The organism is Rufibacter aurantiacus (assembly GCF_017916345.1).
In the GTDB taxonomy this organism is placed as follows: domain Bacteria; phylum Bacteroidota; class Bacteroidia; order Cytophagales; family Hymenobacteraceae; genus Nibribacter; species Nibribacter roseolus.
The window spans coordinates 109,533-126,833 of the sequence record NZ_JAFMSV010000005.1; the positions used below are offsets into that span (position 1 = coordinate 109,533).

Genomic DNA, 17,301 nt, shown 5'->3' on the forward strand with positions numbered 1-17,301 from the left:
TCCCCCATTCTTAATTCTTAATTCCCAATTCTTAATTAAACCGGATCTGGCGCGAAGCGGATGTCTACCGGAGAGTCAAAGTACATGCCCAGTAACTCAGAGGCGTGCCCTTTGTTGATGCCAATGGTAAGGTATCCCTGCCGGTTGAACAGGGCCACGCTGTCGCCCTCGTTGGGTTGGCTGAAGCGGGTGCTCAGGCGGTCAATGACCTCGCGGTTGAAATGGATGGTAAACGGGCGGCCATGGCCGATGGCGTCTACGCTCTCCTGGGTGATATCGGTGATGAGGTTGCCGTAATGGTCCACGTGTACCACGTGCCCCGTGATGGAGTGGTCATTGAGGCGGAGCTGGCGGTTGATGAGCTGAACCATGCCATCGGCGAGTTCGCCTATCTCAGCCATGGTGGCACCCTGGGCCAAAGCAACCGCGGCGGGCACCATGATATCCCGGGCTGGGGAAGATGAATCCGGCACTATGGGCAGATCCACCAGCTGCTCTGGATCGCCGTCTGTGAGGAGCGACAGCAGGCCGTTGTCAGCGCAGACAAAATAATGTCCTTTATGACGGGCCACCTGGTATCTGCCGCTGCGGGTGCCGTGCGTGTCTACGGCAATCAGGTGAACGGTTCCCTGCGGGAAGTCCTGGAAAACGGAGTGAATCACATGGTAGCCGTGGGCAATATTGAAGGGTTCTACGTGATGTGAGATATCTACAATTATCTGCGCCGGGTTGATAGTCAGGATCTTAGCTTTGACGGCGGCCACATAGTGGTCTGTGGTGCCAAAATCCGACATTAACGTGAGAATTCCCATGGGAACGGTTGGTCAAAAGAACTTTAATATTTCTAAAATTGTCTTATAACAAATCTACTATATTTTCAGTAGATTGGTTTAAAAACCACCTATATAAACAGAAATAGCCTTTGGTAGAAAAAACTATAACCCTGGAGAATATATCGTTGATAGACTTCCTGGGACTGGAAAACCAGAATATAAAACAGTTGGCCGCCGCTTTCCCAAGCAGCAAAATCATTTCCCGCGGCAACGAGATTAAGATCCAGGGGCAAACCCCTGAGATCACCAAAATTCACGAAATTCTTTCCTCTCTTATTGAGCATTACCACCAATACGGGAAAATCACGGACAAGAGCGTGCACAAGTTCCTGGCCGCCGATAATGATTTTGAGGATGACGTGGTCATCACCTCTCCGGATGTGATTGTGTACGGCAGCAAGGGTGGTGTGATCAAAGCCAAGACCCCCAGCCAGCACAAACTGGTAGAGGCCGTGGCTAAGAATGATCTGGTGTTCGCGCTGGGGCCTGCCGGTACGGGTAAAACCTTTATCTCTGTGGCTATGGCCGTGCGGGCGCTCAAAAACAAGGAGGTGAAAAAGATCATCATCTCCCGTCCGGTAGTGGAAGCCGGGGAGAGCCTGGGTTTCTTGCCTGGTGACATGAAAGACAAAGTGGATCCGTATCTGCGGCCTATCTACGATGCGCTGGAAGAGATGATCCCGGTAGAGAAGCTGAAGTACTACTATGAAAACAAAATCATAGAGATAGCTCCTCTGGCTTACATGCGCGGACGTACCTTGAACAACGCGTTTGTATTATTGGACGAGGCCCAGAACACCACGCCCATGCAGATCAAGATGTTCATGACCCGTATGGGACCTACCTCTAAGGTGATGATCAACGGTGACCGTACCCAGATTGACTTGCCGCGCAACCAGCGCTCAGGTTTGATTGAGGCCATGACCGTACTCAAAGACATCAAAGGCATCGGGTTTGTGGAGATGCAGGCCGAGGACGTGGTGCGTCACCGCTTGGTGAAGTCCATTGTGGAAGCTTATACCAAGTTTGACGACAAGCGCCAGAAAGAGCGTGAGGAACGCGAGAAGAACGGTGATTATGAACTGCAGGATGCCCCGCGCCGCCGGCAGAACTTCCGCCGTCACGACGACTAATTTCTAAGTACGGCAAAGATGCCTTCTCCTCTGGGGAAATGCGTCTTTGCCGTTTTTATGAATTCCTTGGTGTGATGAAACAATACATGATTGTATTCAATGGCTAGAAAGACGCTCACCGGCACATTTAGGCTGGTGGGTAGCTTTATCCCCGGGATTATCCTGTATCATATCATCGGCCGCGATTTCTCTTTTGGGAGAGAGTTCGCGGCTTTTTTTGTGCTGCTGTTTTTGGCCCTCCTCTGGCTGGCCTACAAAAGGCCATTGGCGCGGCGTCGAAGATGGGCCGGCCTGACCGGGATGTTGGCGGTAGCCGCTCTTTCATTTTGGGCCTGTTCTCTCCAAAATACCCCCGAAACCCTGCCGTTACCCGCCCTGCAAATCACCCATTACCAGATCACGCTGGTGAAAGCCGTGGCCCTGAAACCAAACTCTGTCAGTTCAGTGGGTAGGGTAGAGGCCGTGCGGGCCCAAGGCAAATGGTATCCCGCCCAAGGGCAGGTCGCTGTTTTCCTGCCCCGTTCCCCGCAAGCTGATTCTCTCCGGTACGGACAAAGACTCCTGGTGCAGGGTACGCTTTCGCCGCCGGCCGCTCCCGCCAATCCCTTCCAGTTTGATTACCGGCGGTATCTGGCTTTAAAGCACATCCAATGGCAGGCGTACTTGCCTCAAAGTACCTGGCTGGCCATAGGCTATGCTCCGCCCAGTTATGTAATCGCTTTAAGCCTGAAAATCAGAAAACAGCTCGAAAACGCCTTCCGGGAACACATCCATGCCGGGCGGGAAGAAACCATTGCCCATGCGCTGGTGCTGGGGGTGCAGGATGAGCTGGATGCCGCGCTGCGAAACGCTTACGCCCGTACCGGTACCATGCACGTGCTGGCGGTAAGCGGGCTGCACGTAGGTTTGCTGTACGGAGTCTTGCTGTTCTTTCTAAAACCGTTGCGGCGCGGCAAAACGAGTAAGCTGCTCATCTTTTTCCTGGTGGTGGGCGTGGTGTGGTTCTATGCCTTCGTGACGGGAATGTCGGCTTCGGTGCTGCGGTCGGTGTGCATGTTCTCCTTGGTGGAGTTGGGACTTTTGCTGCGGCGACGGGCTTCCATTCTCAATACCCTGGCCGTGGTGGCGCTGGTGCTCCTCATCTACGAGCCCAATTTCCTGTATGATGTAGGCTTCCAACTGTCTTTTCTGGCCGTAGCCGGCATTGTGCTGCTGCAGCCGCTTTTCCTCCAATTTTGGAACCCTGAGAACCGTGCTGTGCGCCTGGTTTGGGAGTTGCTGGTCATTTCAGTGGCAGCGCAGTTGGCCACGTTCCCGCTGAGCCTTTATTATTTCCATCAGTTTCCGGTGTATTTCTGGCTTGCGAATCTGTTGGCGGTGCCGCTCACGTCCATCGGGTTGTACATTGGCGTGGCTTTTATGATGTTCTTCTGGGTGCCCGTGGTAAACGGCTGGATTGGGAAGCTGTTGGAGTGGACGCTGTGGATTCTGAACGAGGTGCTGCTCTGGCTGGAGCATTGGCCCAAGGCGGTGCTGGACGGCTTTGTGGTCACGCCGGGGCAGGTGCTGGCCTTGTACCTCCTGATCTTTGCGGCGGTGGTGTTTCTGATCCAGAAGAAGCTTTCCTGGTTGGCGGTCTGCGTGCTGTGCCTGGCTTTCGTCTCGGGTACGGAACTGGCCGAGGCCCATCGGCAGCGCCGCACGCGGGAGCTGGTCATCCACAGTGCCCGCAGGAGCAGCGTGGTGAGTGTGCTACAGGGCCGGCAGGTCGCTTTCCTGGCAGATTCTGCTTTCCTGGCGCAGCCCCAGTTGTTTTCATACCAGGTGCAGCCTTACTGGTGGGCAAGAGGCGTGCGCCAAACCCTTCCTTTTGTGGCTGATTTTACGAAAACAGACCTAAAACAGCCAATCTCTACCTATGAAACCCCTGAGGGGAACCGCCTGGTGGTCTGGCAGGGAAAACGCCTGCTGTGGCTGAAGAAAATGCCTAGGAACTTAGAGAACTCTTTGGTCCTGGATGCCGTGGTTTTGCAGCACAACGTATGGTTTGACCTGCCCCGATTGCAGCAGAATTTCGCTACCATCACCTTGATTCTGGACCAGACGAACAGCCGAAGGTACGTGGCCAGGAAAGCCAATGAACTCCGGGCCGCCGGGTACCGCGTGCACGTGCTGGAAGAAGACGGGGCGTGGCAAATCAGGCTCTAGTAATAATCGTTTTAAGACTCTTTTTTCACAACAGGCAAAGACCAGTTCAAGGGTTGGTGTGCTGGCATTTCTGCTACTTTTGGGTACCCTTTTCTGCTGTTAAACGTATAATAAGGTTCTGGTATTTAGGTGTTTAGCGTTTTGAGTCCTTCGCTAGGTGTAAGATGTTGCTAATGTATTTAGCTAATCAGGTAATGTGCTGAGAATAAAGAGGTTGTAAATGCTAAAAATATTTTAGTAAATACTTGTAAGTTGTTGATTATCAGTGCAATAAAATAGTGTTAAAATTCACCTGTTTGGCACTTTTAGAGAGGGAGGTCTGTTATCAATCTGTAACACAACAACGAATTAAATGCAGACGAAAATGAACCAAGCTAGTAACGAAGAGAAAGTGGTTAAGAAGAACAAAATCGAAAGTTTTGATATCTCCCGCTCTGATGAGACCATGCACTTGGCCGTTGATTTGGCGAAGTTCATTAAGGAGAATCGGCTGTATCAAAACATACAAGGCAAGGAGTACGTGAACGTGGAAGGCTGGCAGTACGCCGGTTCCCGCTTGGGTATTCTGCCCGTGGTAGATGAGCTTACCAATATGAGCGATAGCACCGAGATCAAGTACCTGGCCAAGGTGAACCTGCTGAACCTGCGTACCGAGCAGATAGTGGGCGCCGGCTTCGCGATCTGCTCCAACAAAGAGCAGGGCCGTAAGTACTACCAGGAATACGCTATCGCGTCTATGGCACAGACCAGAGCCATCGGCAAAGCCTACCGTAACATCTTAGCCTGGATCATCAGAGCCGCCGGGTATGAGCCAACCCCTGCTGAGGAGATGGACTACCAGGGCAACGTGACCGAGCAGAAAGTTGAGCAGCCAGTCAAGCCTGCTGCCCCTGCCAAGACCATGAAAGCCGTTCCGGCCGACGCGGTTCCGGTAGAGCCAACTCCTGCCCCGGTTGTAGCCGCTGCTCCGGCCCCGGTAGCTGAGGAAGCCCCTGTGAAGTACGCCACCGCCAAGCAGAAGGAAGAAATCATCCGCCTGCTGAACAATCCGGTGATCACGCGTCAGGAGAAAACCAAAATGCTCCTGAACATCAACAAACTGGATGAGGAGCGTGCCAAACAGTCTATTGTGAAACTGAAGAAAGTAATTGAGGACCGCGAGCACGATCAATCTGCTGCTGCCTAAGTCCTTAAATAGAGTGAATGTATAGAAGCCCGGCCAAATGGCTGGGTTTTCTGTTTTTAGACCGTTTAGGGGAAATCAGGCTAAAAGCATTATTCACCACCCCGCCCTGCGGGCACCCCTCCTAAATTAGGAGGGGAGTTTCTGCACGCAACTGTAATCCGCTCTGCTTTAAAGAGCTCGAAGCGTTCGGAGGCCCTGCGAGCGTCTTTACCGATTACCGGGTCTACCAGCGCCTGCATCCTCAGACAAATTCGTATTTTTGGGTGATCTATGGCAAATACATTAGACATCCTGCGGCAATATTGGGGGCACGAGGCGTTCAGGCCGGGGCAGGAGGACATTATCAACTCGGTGCTGGCGGGGAATGACACGCTGGCCATTCTGCCCACCGGCGGCGGGAAATCGGTGTGTTTCCAGGTGCCGGCGCTGGCGCTTGGAGGCGTGTGCGTGGTGGTGTCGCCGTTGGTGGCGCTCATGAAAGACCAGGTGGAAAACCTCCGGAAGCGGGACATCTCAGCGGCGGCGCTGCACACGGGTCAGCCGGAGCGGGAGCGCGACATCATCCTGGACAATTGCGTGTTTGGTGGGGTGCAGTTCCTGTACGTATCGCCGGAGCGCCTGCAGACCGATCTGTTTCTGGAGCGGGTGAAGCGCATGAATGTGACCTTGCTGGCCGTGGACGAGGCGCACTGTATCTCGCAGTGGGGCTATGATTTCCGGCCACCTTATTTAGATATTGCCAAGCTCCGCGAGCTATTGCCTCAGGTGCCGGTGCTGGCTTTGACCGCCTCGGCCACCGAGGCTGTGAAAACCGATATCCAGGAGAAGCTCAGATTCAAAAACGGGCAGGTGTTTCAGCAGAGTTTCGCGCGGAAGAACCTGTCTTATTCCGTGTTGCCCACCGAGGACAAGGAAGGCCGCCTGCGCGAGATCCTGCAGAGAATGAACGGCACCTCCATTGTGTACGTGCGCAACCGCCGCCGTACCGAGGAACTGGCCCAGAGGCTGCAGCGGCAGGGCATCAAAGCCACCGCTTACCACGCCGGTCTACCGCACCAAACCCGCTCCAGCGCGCAAACCGATTGGCTCATGGACCGCGTGCGTGTGATCGTGGCCACCAACGCCTTCGGGATGGGGATTGACAAGCCCGATGTACGCCTGGTAGTACACCTGGACTTACCTGATTCTCTGGAGGCCTATTACCAGGAGGCAGGCCGCGCCGGCCGCGATGGAAAATACAGCTACGCCACCGTGTTGCTGGGTCCCGAGGATGGAGGTCTGCTTTTGAAGAAAACGGAAGAAGCGTATCCACCCATAGAGACCCTGAAGCGGGTGTACCAGGCGCTGGCCAATTTCTACCAATTGGCTACCGGCAGCGGCGCTTTCCAGTCGTTTGACTTTGATTTAGCGGAGTTCAGCCGCACCTACCAACTCTCGCCGGTAGAGGTGCATTTCGCCTTGAAGCAACTTGAGACCGAGGGATTACTGCAGTTGAACGAGGGATTCTACAGCCCGTCCAAGGTAAGCTTCCTGCTCAGTAACACGCAGCTATACGAATTTCAGCTCCTGAACGAGAGTCTGGAGCCGGTGATCAAAGGATTACTGCGCCTCTACGGGGGCGAGATGTTCCGGGACTTCGTGAAGATCTCGGAGAAAGGCCTGGCCAAACACCTGGCGGTACCTGAGCAAACCATCAAGCAGCAACTGCAGCATTTGCACCAGCGCAAGGTCCTGGTCTACGAGCCCCAGCACGATGGCCCGCAGGTGCAGTTTACCCAGCCCCGGTTTGATGCCAGTTCGCTACCAATAGACCAGAAACGCTTGCTGCTTTTCAGGGAACGGGCGCTGGAGAAAGCCAACTCGGTGCTCAACTTCATGGAGAACAAAAAGCAGTGCCGCACCATCCAGATCCTGGCCTATTTTGGCGAGGAGTCCACCACGGTTTGCCGCATCTGTGACTATTGCCTGGCCCAGAAAAAGAAGAAGAAGCTGGACGAGAACAAACTCCACATGGAAGCCCGGGTGCTCAGCCACCTAAAAGAAACGCCGCTGCACCCCAAATCCATCGCCATGCACTTCAGTTCCTCAGAGCAGGAGTTACTGGGCGGCCTTATTCAGGAGATGCTGGAGAATGGGGTAGTGGCTTATACCTCAGAAGGGAATCTGCAGCGGAAGGCAAAGTAGTGTCTCTGGTTGAAAAAATATGTTAAGTAGTTGTGGGGTGTTTCAAAGCTGGTTTTAGAAATAGCCTTAAAAGAAACAGCCTTAAAAGAGAGCGAAAGGCCAAACCCAATACTGCCTGTTCTGTTTTGGATAAGCAATTTTTAAATAATATCTGGCCCAAGCCTCCGCTTGTGTCTTTATTTAATTTTAATTCCTGTTTTAAACCTGTTCTCACGAAAGCAACAATAAACCGCGGCACAAGCGGACGCTTGCGCCAGTGGGGGGGGGGCAACCTCCAACGAAAAGCAAAGCGGTGTCTATGATTGAAATTAATATGTTAAATAACTGAAAAGAGTTTTGAGTCCGATTTTCCATAAACAGCCTTAAAACAGAAAGGGCGGCAAGATCACTTGCCGCCCTTTCTGTTTTGTTTTTGGTCAGATTACGTTAAAGGAGTTTCTTCCAATTGCAGTGCAATTACGCCTGGAAGTTGTTTGCCTTCCATGTATTCCAGCAGCGCGCCACCGCCGGTAGACACGTAGGAAACATCGTGGCTATGGCCCATTTGGGTAACCGCCGCGGCTGAATCACCGCCTCCAATGAGGGAATACGCACCGTTTTTAGTCGCTTCTACCACGGCCTCGGCAATAGCTTTGGTGCCGATGGCAAAGTTCTCAAACTCAAATACGCCCATCGGGCCGTTCCACAGGATGGTTTTGGAATTGCGTACTACCTCAGAGAATTGCGCGATGGTTTCCGGTCCTATGTCCAGGCCCATCCAGCCGTCTGGAATGGTGCCGCTGGCTACCACCTGCTTGTTGGCGTTGTTGTCAAAAGCATCAGCGATAACGGTGTCTGAAGGAAGATAGAGTTTTACGCCTCTTTCCTCGGCTTTCTTCAGGAGCTCAAGCGTGAAATCCTGCTTGTCTTCCTCTAACAGGGAATTGCCGATGGTACCGCCTTGGGCTTTGGCGAAGGTGTAGCTCATGCCGCCGCCAATGATGAGGTTGTCTACGCGGTCCAGCAGTTGCTCAATCACCTGGATTTTATCTGAGATCTTCGCGCCGCCCATGATGGCGGTGTAAGGACGGTCGGCGTAGCTGAGTACGCGCTGGGCGTTTTCCAGCTCGGCCTGCATCACAGAACCACACACTTTGTCGTGCGGGAAGTAGTCGGCCACGATGGCGGTGGAGGCGTGGGCGCGGTGGGCCGTCCCAAAGGCATCGTTCACGTACACATCACCCAACAGGCTCAGTTTTTCGGCGAAGATCTGGTTGCCCTGTTCTTCTTCTTTGTGGAACCGCAGGTTTTCTACCAACAGGATCTGGCCGGGCTGCAGGTTGCTGGCCATTTCCACGGCTTCACTGCCAATGCAATCTGGGGCAAACTGAATGGGCATCTGGAAGACTTCTTCCAAAGGTTTGAGCAGGTGCTTCAACGAGTATTTCTCCTCCGGACCGCCTTTGGGTCTGCCCAGGTGAGACATCAGCACCACCGAGCCGCCATCGTTGAGGATTTTCCTGATGGTAGGCACCGCCGCCCTGATACGGGTGTCATCGGTGATTTCAAAGTTGCCGTTCAGAGGTACGTTAAAGTCTACCCGAACCAAGGCCCGCTTGCCCTGGAAATTGTATTGGTCAATGGTTATCATAGTCTGGTAAAGGTTTGATAGTAGCTACGGATTCCCGCCGAAACAGGTCGGGGCAAATATAGTAATTCTATTTTTCTTTGTGCATTTGCCCCCACTTGCGGATGAAACCTGGTTTCCGCATCCGTTTCAGGGCTGTTTTACGGAAAAATCCCCAAAAACGGAGAGCGATTATTCAGTTAAGCGCAACTGCATCCTGCCTGGAAAAACCAAAGGAGGGCTAGACCAACGATAATTAGAACGTGATCACGAGTTTACCGATGGTGGTGCCGGACTCCAGCTGCGCATGAGCTTTTTTCAGGTTTTCGGCCGAGAGGCCCTGCAGGGTCTGGGTCAGGGTGCCCTGCAGAACGCCTTGGTCCAGCAGGTCGGCTACCTGGTTCAGGATGTGGTGCTGCTCTACCATGTCCTCGGTCTGGAAGGTGGAGCGCGTGTACATCAGTTCCCAGGAGAAAGTCACGCTCTTGCCTTTGATTTTGTTCAGCGGAATAGGGGTGGCGCTACCGGTGATGGAGGCAATATGACCCTGCGGTTTGATGAGATCGGCCATGATGTCCCAGTATTGGTTCGTATCCACGAAGTCCACGATGTAGTCCACGTAGTGAAATCCGGCTTGCCTCACTTCGGCTACCAGGTTGCGGTGGTTCACCACATAATCGGCGCCCATTTTCTGGCACCAATCAATAGTCTCAGGTCTGGAGGCCGTGGCAATGACGGTGAGCCCCAACAGTTTCTTGGCCATCTGAATGGCAATGGAACCAACGCCGCCCGCGCCCCCAATGATGAGCAGGGTTTTGTTCTGGTCTCGCTCGCGGGAGAGCCGCATGCGGTCAAAGAAGATTTCCCAGGCGGTTAGGGCGGTCAGCGGAATGGCCGCGGCGGCTTCATCTGATAGGGAGCTTGGTTTTCTGCCCACAATGCGTTCGTCCACCAGCTGGTACTCAGCATTGCTGCCTGCCCGGGTGATGTCACCGGCATAGTATACTTCATCACCCTCCCGGAACAAAGTCACCTTTTCGCCCACGGCTTCCACCACGCCCACGGCATCCCAACCAATGATCTTGGGCTGTTCCAACACGGTGTCTCTGGCAGCATTCTGCCTGATTTTGAAGTCTACCGGGTTCACGGAAACAGCTCTTACTTTTACCAGTAAATCAAGGCCTTGCGGGGTGGGTTTGGTGGCCTCAAAATCTATGAAACTGTCTGGCGCTGAGGCCGGGAGGGAGGTTTTGAATCCTACTGCTTTCATTTTTCAGAATAATTTGAAAATTATTTTTCTACGTCCGTTTGGTTCAGTGGTACCGCCCGGTTTCTTTTCTCTTAAAAGGCTACCCTTAATCTTTCCTGTTTTATGAAATTATTAAAAAAAGGAGCGCAAAGATAGCTAAGTTTCAATGTTTCGTTTTTGGGTAAAGAATGTTCATAGTCTGTCAATTTTGGCTTGGCGAAAATATGGGTTTTGGTACTTGCCTAACTTAATTGCCTAATATACCTTTGCGCCAGATGTTAAAGGCTCTGCTCAAATATCTTCTGTGTCTGGGTATTCTCCTGTTGGGAGTATACGGCTACCTCTCTGCCCATACCTATCAACAGAGCACTTTCTTTTCTCCGGTAAAAATCTTTGCAGGAGTTGAGCATGGTGGTATTGCGGGAATCCAGAAACTCCACAATTTTCATCTTAAGGCTACTCTACTTGATGTAGCCAACGGGCATGACAAGATTGCCCCCTCAGAAACTGAGGCGGAGGATGACGAATTTGTTACCCTCCAGAATAATTTTGAAAGCAGCTACTTCCTATCCGCTGTTTTTTACGCTGGCGCGCTAGCCTTCCTTTTAAGATACCTGCAACAGATCTTACACACCTGTAAGCAGATTGCATTCTTTTCCTATCACAGGTGGTATCTCCTGTTCCGGGTCTTCCGGATTTGATTCCTTTTTCTTTGAGGTAGCTACCCGTTACCGCACACTCCCTTTTTATTGCCATGAACCAGCTGGCGGGACGCTACCTGGTGGCACATGTGTAAACACACACCTTAAAAAATCATGGGTTCTCCTGTTCTGCCCGCACGGCATTTGAGCAGAAACCCTGGTGGGCAATAATACCCTTGCCTGCCCCAATCCAACACAAATCCTTTCTGATAAGTGCTCGTCGCGCAGGTTCCTGCAGGCAGGCACGGGTGTATCTGCGATACACTTCTAAGGAGAAATCATAAACCAACCCTTTTATTATAATTCCAAACAGTATGAAGAGAATTTTCATGCTCGTGGGCTTGTGTGCCTTGTTGTGGCAAACGGGCTGCCAGTCAGAGAAAGTAGAGAAGGAAGAAGCGACTAATTTCTTAGTCACCAGCCCTCTAGCAAAAGACACCTTGATCACCAAGGAATACGTGAGCCAGATCCGCTCCATCAGTCACATTGAGGTAAGGGCTCTGGAAAAAGGCTACCTCCAGAAAATCTTCGTGGATGAAGGACAGCACGTGAAAAAGGGGCAGCTCATGTTCCAGATCATGCCCGTGATGTACCAGGCCGAGCTGCAGAAAGCCCAGGCCGAAGCCAGTTTCGCGGAGATTGAATACCAGAACACCAAAAAGCTGGCCTCCAGCAACGTGGTGGCGCCCGGTGAACTGGCCATGGCGAAAGCCAAATTGAACAAAGCCAAAGCCGAGGTCTCACTGGCCCAGGTGCATCTGGGTTTCACCCAGATCAGAGCCCCGTTCGATGGCATTATGGACCATTTCCAGGTGCGGTTGGGTAGCTTGGTAGACGAAGGCGATCTGCTGACCACGCTTTCAGACAACAGCCAGATGTGGGTGTATTTCAACGTGCCCGAGGCCGAATACCTGGATTACCGAACCAGCCAGAAAAGCGAGAACCAAACCCAGGTGAAGCTTGAAATGGCTAACCGCCAGGTGTTTGACTACGCTGGCGTGGTGCAAACCATTGAGGCCGATTTCAACAACGAGACCGGTAACATCGCGTTCCGGGCTACCTTCCCCAACCCTAAAGGACTCCTGCGCCACGGCGAGACCGGCAACATCCTCATGGAAGTGCCCATGAAGAACGCCCTGCTCATCCCGCAGAAAGCCACCTTTGAGGTCCTGGACAAGAAGTATGTCTATGTGCTGGACAAAGGCAATGTGCTGCGCTCCCGCGAAATCACCGTGGCCGCCGAGTTGCCGCACATTTATGTGGTACAGAAAGGCTTGTCAGCCAATGACAAGATCCTGCTGGAAGGTTTGCGTTTAGTGCGCGAAAACGAAAAAATACACTCAAAATACGTGGAGCCTAAAACTGTCCTATCTCAGCTGAATTTGTATGCTGAGTAAGCGGGTATCCTAAAAACCAGAAGACATGTTTAGCAAGTTCATACGCAGACCCGTATTCGCTATCGTAATATCGGTCATGATCGTTTTTGTGGGTGGTTTGGCCATCCGGAAACTGCCTATTTCCCAGTTCCCGGACATCGCACCCACCACCGTCAATATCTTTATCGCTTACCCTGGCTCCAGCGCCGATGTGCTGGTCAAATCCACCCTGATTTCACTGGAACAGGCTATAAACGGGGTGGAAGGTATGCGCTACATCGCTACGGATGCCACCAGCGCCGGCGAGGCTACCCTGAGGATTATCTTTGAACCCGGCACCGATCCCAATGATGCGGTCGTGCGGGTGAAAACCAGGGTAGACCAGGTAATGCCGCTCTTGCCTGAATTAGTTCAGCGTGAGGGGGTGGTGATTACTCCGGTACAGCCTAGTATGTTGATGTACGTCAACCTCTACTCCAAAAATGAGAGCATGGACGAGAAGTTCCTGTTCAACTACGCCACCGTGAAGATGATCCCCGAGATCCAACGGATCAAAGGGGTGGCGCGGGCACAGATCCTGGGTAGCCGCCGGTATGCCATGCGCGTTTGGCTCAACCCAGACCGTATGCGGGCCTACAACATCTCGGTGGAGGAAGTGATGAAAGCCCTGGGTGAACAAAGCATCATCGGCCGTCCGGGCCGCATTGGGCAAAGCTCCGGGATTGCCGCGCAGTCCCTGGAATATGTGCTGACCTACAAAGGCCGGTACAACAAACCCGAGGAGTATGAAAATGTCATCATCCGGGCCAACTCCCAGGGCGAGAGCATCCTCCTGAGGGATATTGCCAAAGTAGAATTGGGCAGTGAATTCTTCGATATCTACTCCAACCTGGATGGCCACCCATCCGCCGCGATTGTATTGAAGCAAAACTACGGCAGTAACGCCAGCGATGTGATTGCTGATGTGAAAGCCCAGCTGGAGGAAATGAAGCCTTACTTCCCTCCGGGAATGGATTACAAAATCAGCTATGACGTTTCCAAGTTCCTGGATGCCTCTATTGAACAAGTGGTGCATACCCTGCGCGATGCCTTCATTTTGGTGGCCATTGTGGTGTTCATCTTCCTGGGCGACTGGCGTTCTACTTTGATTCCTATCCTTGCGGTGCCGGTTTCCTTGATTGGGGCGTTCTTCGTGATTCAGTTCTTCGGGCTTTCCATCAACCTGGTGACGCTCTTTGCCCTGGTGCTGGCCATCGGTATTGTAGTGGATGATGCCATTGTGGTGGTGGAGGCGGTCCACGCCAAAATGGAGGAAGAGCCGCACCTATCGCCGTTCAGCGCGGTGAAAAAAGTGCTGGGCGAGATCAGCGGCGCGATCATCGCTATCACGGCGGTAATGGTGTCTGTGTTCCTGCCTATTTCCTTTATGACCGGTCCGGTGGGTACCTTCTACCGTCAGTTCTCCATCACCATGGCCAGTTCTATCGTGATCTCGGCGTTGATTGCCTTGACGCTTACACCGGTGTTGTGCGCCATGCTGTTGAAAAACCACCATGGTCACGCCAAGAAGAGCAACTTCTTTACCAGAGCCCTAGACAGTTTTAACCGTGGTTTTGATAAAATGACCGGAAAATACGTGGGCTTGCTGAAGTCCATCGTGAGCAGAAGATGGCTTACGTTTGGGGTGTTGCTGGCTTTCTGCGCCGGTATCTTCATCGAGAACCAGATGGTGCCATCAGGCTTTATCCCGAATGAGGACCAAAGCACCATTTACGCCATCATCCAGACGCCGCCGGGCTCTACCCTGGAGAAAACGAACCAAGTCTCTCAAAGGCTGCAGAAAGTCTGCGAGGAGATTGATGGCGTGGAATCGGTGTCTTCTCTGGCCGGTTACGAGATCATGACCGAAGGCCGCGGTTCTAACGCTGGTACTTGTTTGATCAACCTGAAAGACTGGTCAGACCGCAAGCACACCGTGAAAGAGATCATGGAAGAACTGGAGGAGAAATCCAAAGGATTGGGCGCGGTGATCGAATTCTTCGAGCCACCCGCAATCCCAGGTTTTGGTTCTTCCGGCGGTTTCTCCATGCGCTTGCTGGACAAGAACTCCGATACCGATTACCACGAGTTCGACAAAATCAACCAGGAGTTCATGGATAATCTGCGCAAGCGGCCTGAGCTCACAGGCTTGTTCACCTTCTTCGCGGCCAATTACCCGCAGTACGAACTGGAGATTGACAACAACAAGGCCATGCAAAAGGGTGTGTCTATCGGCAAAGCCATGGATAACCTGAACATCTTGATTGGTTCTACCTATGAGCAGGGCTTCACCAAGTTCAACCAGTTCTTCAAAGTGTACGTGCAGTCAGACCCTAAATTCAGAAGGCTCCCGTCTGACCTGTTGAACCTGTATGTGAAGAACGAGGCCGGCGAAATGGTGCCATACTCGGCGTTCATGAAGCTGAAAAAGTCGCAGGGTCCCAATGAGATCACCCGCTTCAACATGTACAACTCGGCCTCCATCCAGGGACAACCCGCCAAGGGCTATACCACCGCCGATGCTATCCAGGCTATTCAACAAGTAGCGGCCAAGACCTTGCCCAAAGGTTATGACATCGCCTGGGAAGGTCTTTCTTATGATGAATCCATCCGGGGGAATGAGTCTATCTATGTCTTCGCTATTGTGGTGGCCTTCGTCTACTTTGTGCTGGCTGCCCAGTATGAGAGCTTTATCATTCCGTTGGCGGTGGTGTTCTCGCTGCCCGTAGGGGTTTTTGGCTCGTTCATGGTGCTGCAGTTGATGGGGCTGGAGAACAACATCTACGCCCAGATCGGGCTCATCATGCTGGTGGGGCTCCTGGGTAAAAACGCGGTGTTGATTGTGGAATTTGCCGTGCTCAAGCGACAGCAAGGCTACTCTATTCTGGAGGCCGCCATTGAAGGCGCCAAAGTACGTTTCCGGCCTATTTTGATGACTTCGTTCGCTTTTATCGCGGGGTTGATTCCGTTGGTGATTGCCACCGGGGCCGGGGCCATCGGGAATCGAACCATTGGGGCTTCTGCTATGGGCGGTATGCTGTTCGGGACAGTTTTCGGAGTCATCATCGTGCCCGGCTTGTACTACATTTTCGCCAAACTAGCCGATGGTCGTCACCTGATCAAAGACGAAGAAGAAAGTCCTTTAACGGAAGACTACGTGCATGCCATTGACAGTTTTCCCCAACCTTTAGAAACCGAAATCAATGCTCACTAAAAGAATAAGGAATTGGTTTGGGATCACGTTGGTAGCCCTTACCTATACCGCCTGCAGCGTACCCACGCTGGTGCAGAAATCAGAAAACAGAACAGTACCTGCGAGTTTCAACAACTCGCAGGATACTACCAACACCGCCCAAGCCAGGTGGAAGGACTTCTTCACCGATCCTTACTTGATGGCCCTCATTGACACTGCTCTGCACAACAACCAGGAGCTGAACATCACCTTGCAGGAAATTGAGATTACCAGAAATGAGGTAAGAGCCAGAAAAGGGGAGTACCTGCCCTCGGTAGGTTTGCGGGCTGGTGCGGGCGTAGACAAAGTGGCCCGGTTCACCAACATCGGGGCGCTGGAAGCCACCACCAACATTGAGCCCGGGAGAGAGATGCCTGAGCCATTGCAGGATTACCTGGTGGGCGCTTTTGCAACCTGGGAAGTGGATGTTTGGCATAAGCTGCGCAACGCTAAAAAGGCAGCCGTAAACCGGTACCTGTCTTCGGTAGAAGGACGGAACTTCATGCAGACGAACCTCATTTCTGAGATCGCGAACTCCTATTATGAGCTGCTGGCCTTGGACAACCAATTGGCCATTGTGAAGCAGAACATTGAGATCCAGAGCAACGCCCTCAGGATTGTGAAACTGCAGAAGGAAGCCGCCCGCGTGACCGAGTTACCGGTGCGCAGGTTTCAGGCCCAGGTGCTCAATACCCAAAGCCTGCAGTACGAGATTCAGCAGAGGATCACTGAGACTGAGAACCGCATCAATTTCCTGGTGGGTAGGTTCCCGCAACCGGTGCAACGGAATACCCAAGATTTTGCCAGCTTAACGCCTAAGGTTGTGAATGCCGGGGTTCCGGCCCAGTTGCTTGCCAACCGTCCGGACATCAGACAAGCCGAGCTGGATTTGGCGGCGGCTAAACTGGACGTGCAGGTAGCCAGAGCCAGGTTCTATCCTTCGGTGGGGATCTCGGCAGGGGTAGGCTTCCAGGCCTTTAATCCAACTTTTCTGTTGAAACCAGAGTCCATGCTCATGTCTTTGGCCGGCGATGTTGCGGCACCGTTGGTGAATAGAAATGGCATTAAGGCCGTTTACGCCAGCGCCAATACCCGGCAAATCCAGGCGGTTTACAACTATGAGCGTACTATTCTGAACGCCTACGTAGAGGTGGCGAACCAACTGGCCAAGATCAGCAACCTGGAGAAAAGCTATGATTTGAAGTCCAGGGAAGTGGAGGCGCTTACCCAGTCTATTGATATCTCAAACACCCTGTTCAATTCTGCCCGGGCAGATTACATGGAAGTGCTCCTGACCCAGCGCGATGCCCTGGAGTCCAGGTTTGACCTGGTTGAAACCAAAATGCAGCAAATGAATGCCATGGTAAATGTGTACAGGGCGTTGGGCGGCGGTTGGGCTCAATAAGGAAGTACACAAAAGACCAGATTTGTTTTGAGGCCAGTTTTGAAAAAAGGAAGCCCCTTTCACAAGGTAGTGAAAGGGGCTTCCTTTTTATTTTTTCATCTGACTCAGGAAATAGTTTGTCCAAATCAAATGAGGATTAAGGGGCTTGT

General features: G+C 52.6%; 11 protein-coding genes. 8 read left to right on the plus strand and 3 right to left on the minus strand.

Annotation, left to right across the window (positions count from 1 at the left end):
* Positions 1–35: 35 nt before the first annotated feature.
* Positions 36–812, minus strand: coding sequence for an SAM hydrolase/SAM-dependent halogenase family protein (locus J3P34_RS19490; RefSeq protein ID WP_210490315.1), 777 nt, complete (start codon positions 810–812; stop codon positions 36–38).
* Positions 813–922: 110 nt separating this feature from the next.
* Between J3P34_RS19490 and J3P34_RS19495 the strand changes: the two genes are divergently transcribed.
* The 4 genes from J3P34_RS19495 to J3P34_RS19510 all read left to right on the plus strand — a co-directional run bounded on the left by J3P34_RS19495 (position 923) and on the right by J3P34_RS19510 (position 7,544).
* A complete protein-coding gene (locus J3P34_RS19495; RefSeq protein ID WP_210464312.1) occupies positions 923–1,966 on the plus strand; it encodes a PhoH family protein in 1,044 nt (347 codons plus the stop codon).
* A 99-nt stretch (positions 1,967–2,065) separates the two neighbouring features.
* Positions 2,066–4,174, plus strand: coding sequence for a ComEC/Rec2 family competence protein (locus J3P34_RS19500; protein WP_210490316.1), 2,109 nt, complete (start codon positions 2,066–2,068; stop codon positions 4,172–4,174).
* Positions 4,175–4,538: 364 nt separating this feature from the next.
* Positions 4,539–5,360: a hypothetical protein gene (locus J3P34_RS19505; RefSeq protein ID WP_210490317.1), complete on the plus strand. Its 822-nt coding sequence runs from the start codon at positions 4,539–4,541 to the stop codon at positions 5,358–5,360.
* 270 nt (positions 5,361–5,630) lie between these two features.
* Positions 5,631–7,544: a RecQ family ATP-dependent DNA helicase gene (locus J3P34_RS19510; RefSeq protein WP_210490318.1), complete on the plus strand. Its 1,914-nt coding sequence runs from the start codon at positions 5,631–5,633 to the stop codon at positions 7,542–7,544.
* 421 nt (positions 7,545–7,965) lie between these two features.
* Here J3P34_RS19510 and J3P34_RS19515 read toward each other — a convergent pair whose 3' ends face one another.
* Both J3P34_RS19515 and J3P34_RS19520 read right to left on the minus strand, forming a co-directional pair.
* On the minus strand, positions 7,966–9,174 hold the full coding sequence (locus J3P34_RS19515; RefSeq protein WP_210490319.1) for a phosphoglycerate kinase: 1,209 nt from the start codon (positions 9,172–9,174) through the stop codon (positions 7,966–7,968).
* 232 nt (positions 9,175–9,406) lie between these two features.
* Positions 9,407–10,420, minus strand: coding sequence for a zinc-binding alcohol dehydrogenase family protein (locus tag J3P34_RS19520; protein WP_210490320.1), 1,014 nt, complete (start codon positions 10,418–10,420; stop codon positions 9,407–9,409).
* A gap of 245 nt (positions 10,421–10,665) precedes the next feature.
* Between J3P34_RS19520 and J3P34_RS19525 the strand changes: the two genes are divergently transcribed.
* The 4 genes from J3P34_RS19525 to J3P34_RS19540 all read left to right on the plus strand — a co-directional run bounded on the left by J3P34_RS19525 (position 10,666) and on the right by J3P34_RS19540 (position 17,152).
* Positions 10,666–11,100 carry a hypothetical protein gene (locus J3P34_RS19525; protein WP_210490321.1) on the plus strand — a complete coding sequence of 145 codons (435 nt, stop codon included), beginning with the start codon at positions 10,666–10,668 and terminating at the stop codon, positions 11,098–11,100.
* Between the two features lie 314 nt (positions 11,101–11,414).
* Positions 11,415–12,497 (plus strand): efflux RND transporter periplasmic adaptor subunit, encoded by a 1,083-nt coding sequence (locus J3P34_RS19530; RefSeq protein WP_210490323.1) that lies wholly within the window; start codon positions 11,415–11,417, stop codon positions 12,495–12,497.
* A gap of 25 nt (positions 12,498–12,522) precedes the next feature.
* Positions 12,523–15,729 carry an efflux RND transporter permease subunit gene (locus J3P34_RS19535; protein WP_210490324.1) on the plus strand — a complete coding sequence of 1,069 codons (3,207 nt, stop codon included), beginning with the start codon at positions 12,523–12,525 and terminating at the stop codon, positions 15,727–15,729.
* Positions 15,719–17,152, plus strand: coding sequence for a TolC family protein (locus J3P34_RS19540; protein ID WP_210490325.1), 1,434 nt, complete (start codon positions 15,719–15,721; stop codon positions 17,150–17,152). Before J3P34_RS19535 ends, J3P34_RS19540 begins: the two co-directional genes overlap by 11 nt.
* Positions 17,153–17,301: the final 149 nt, after the last annotated feature.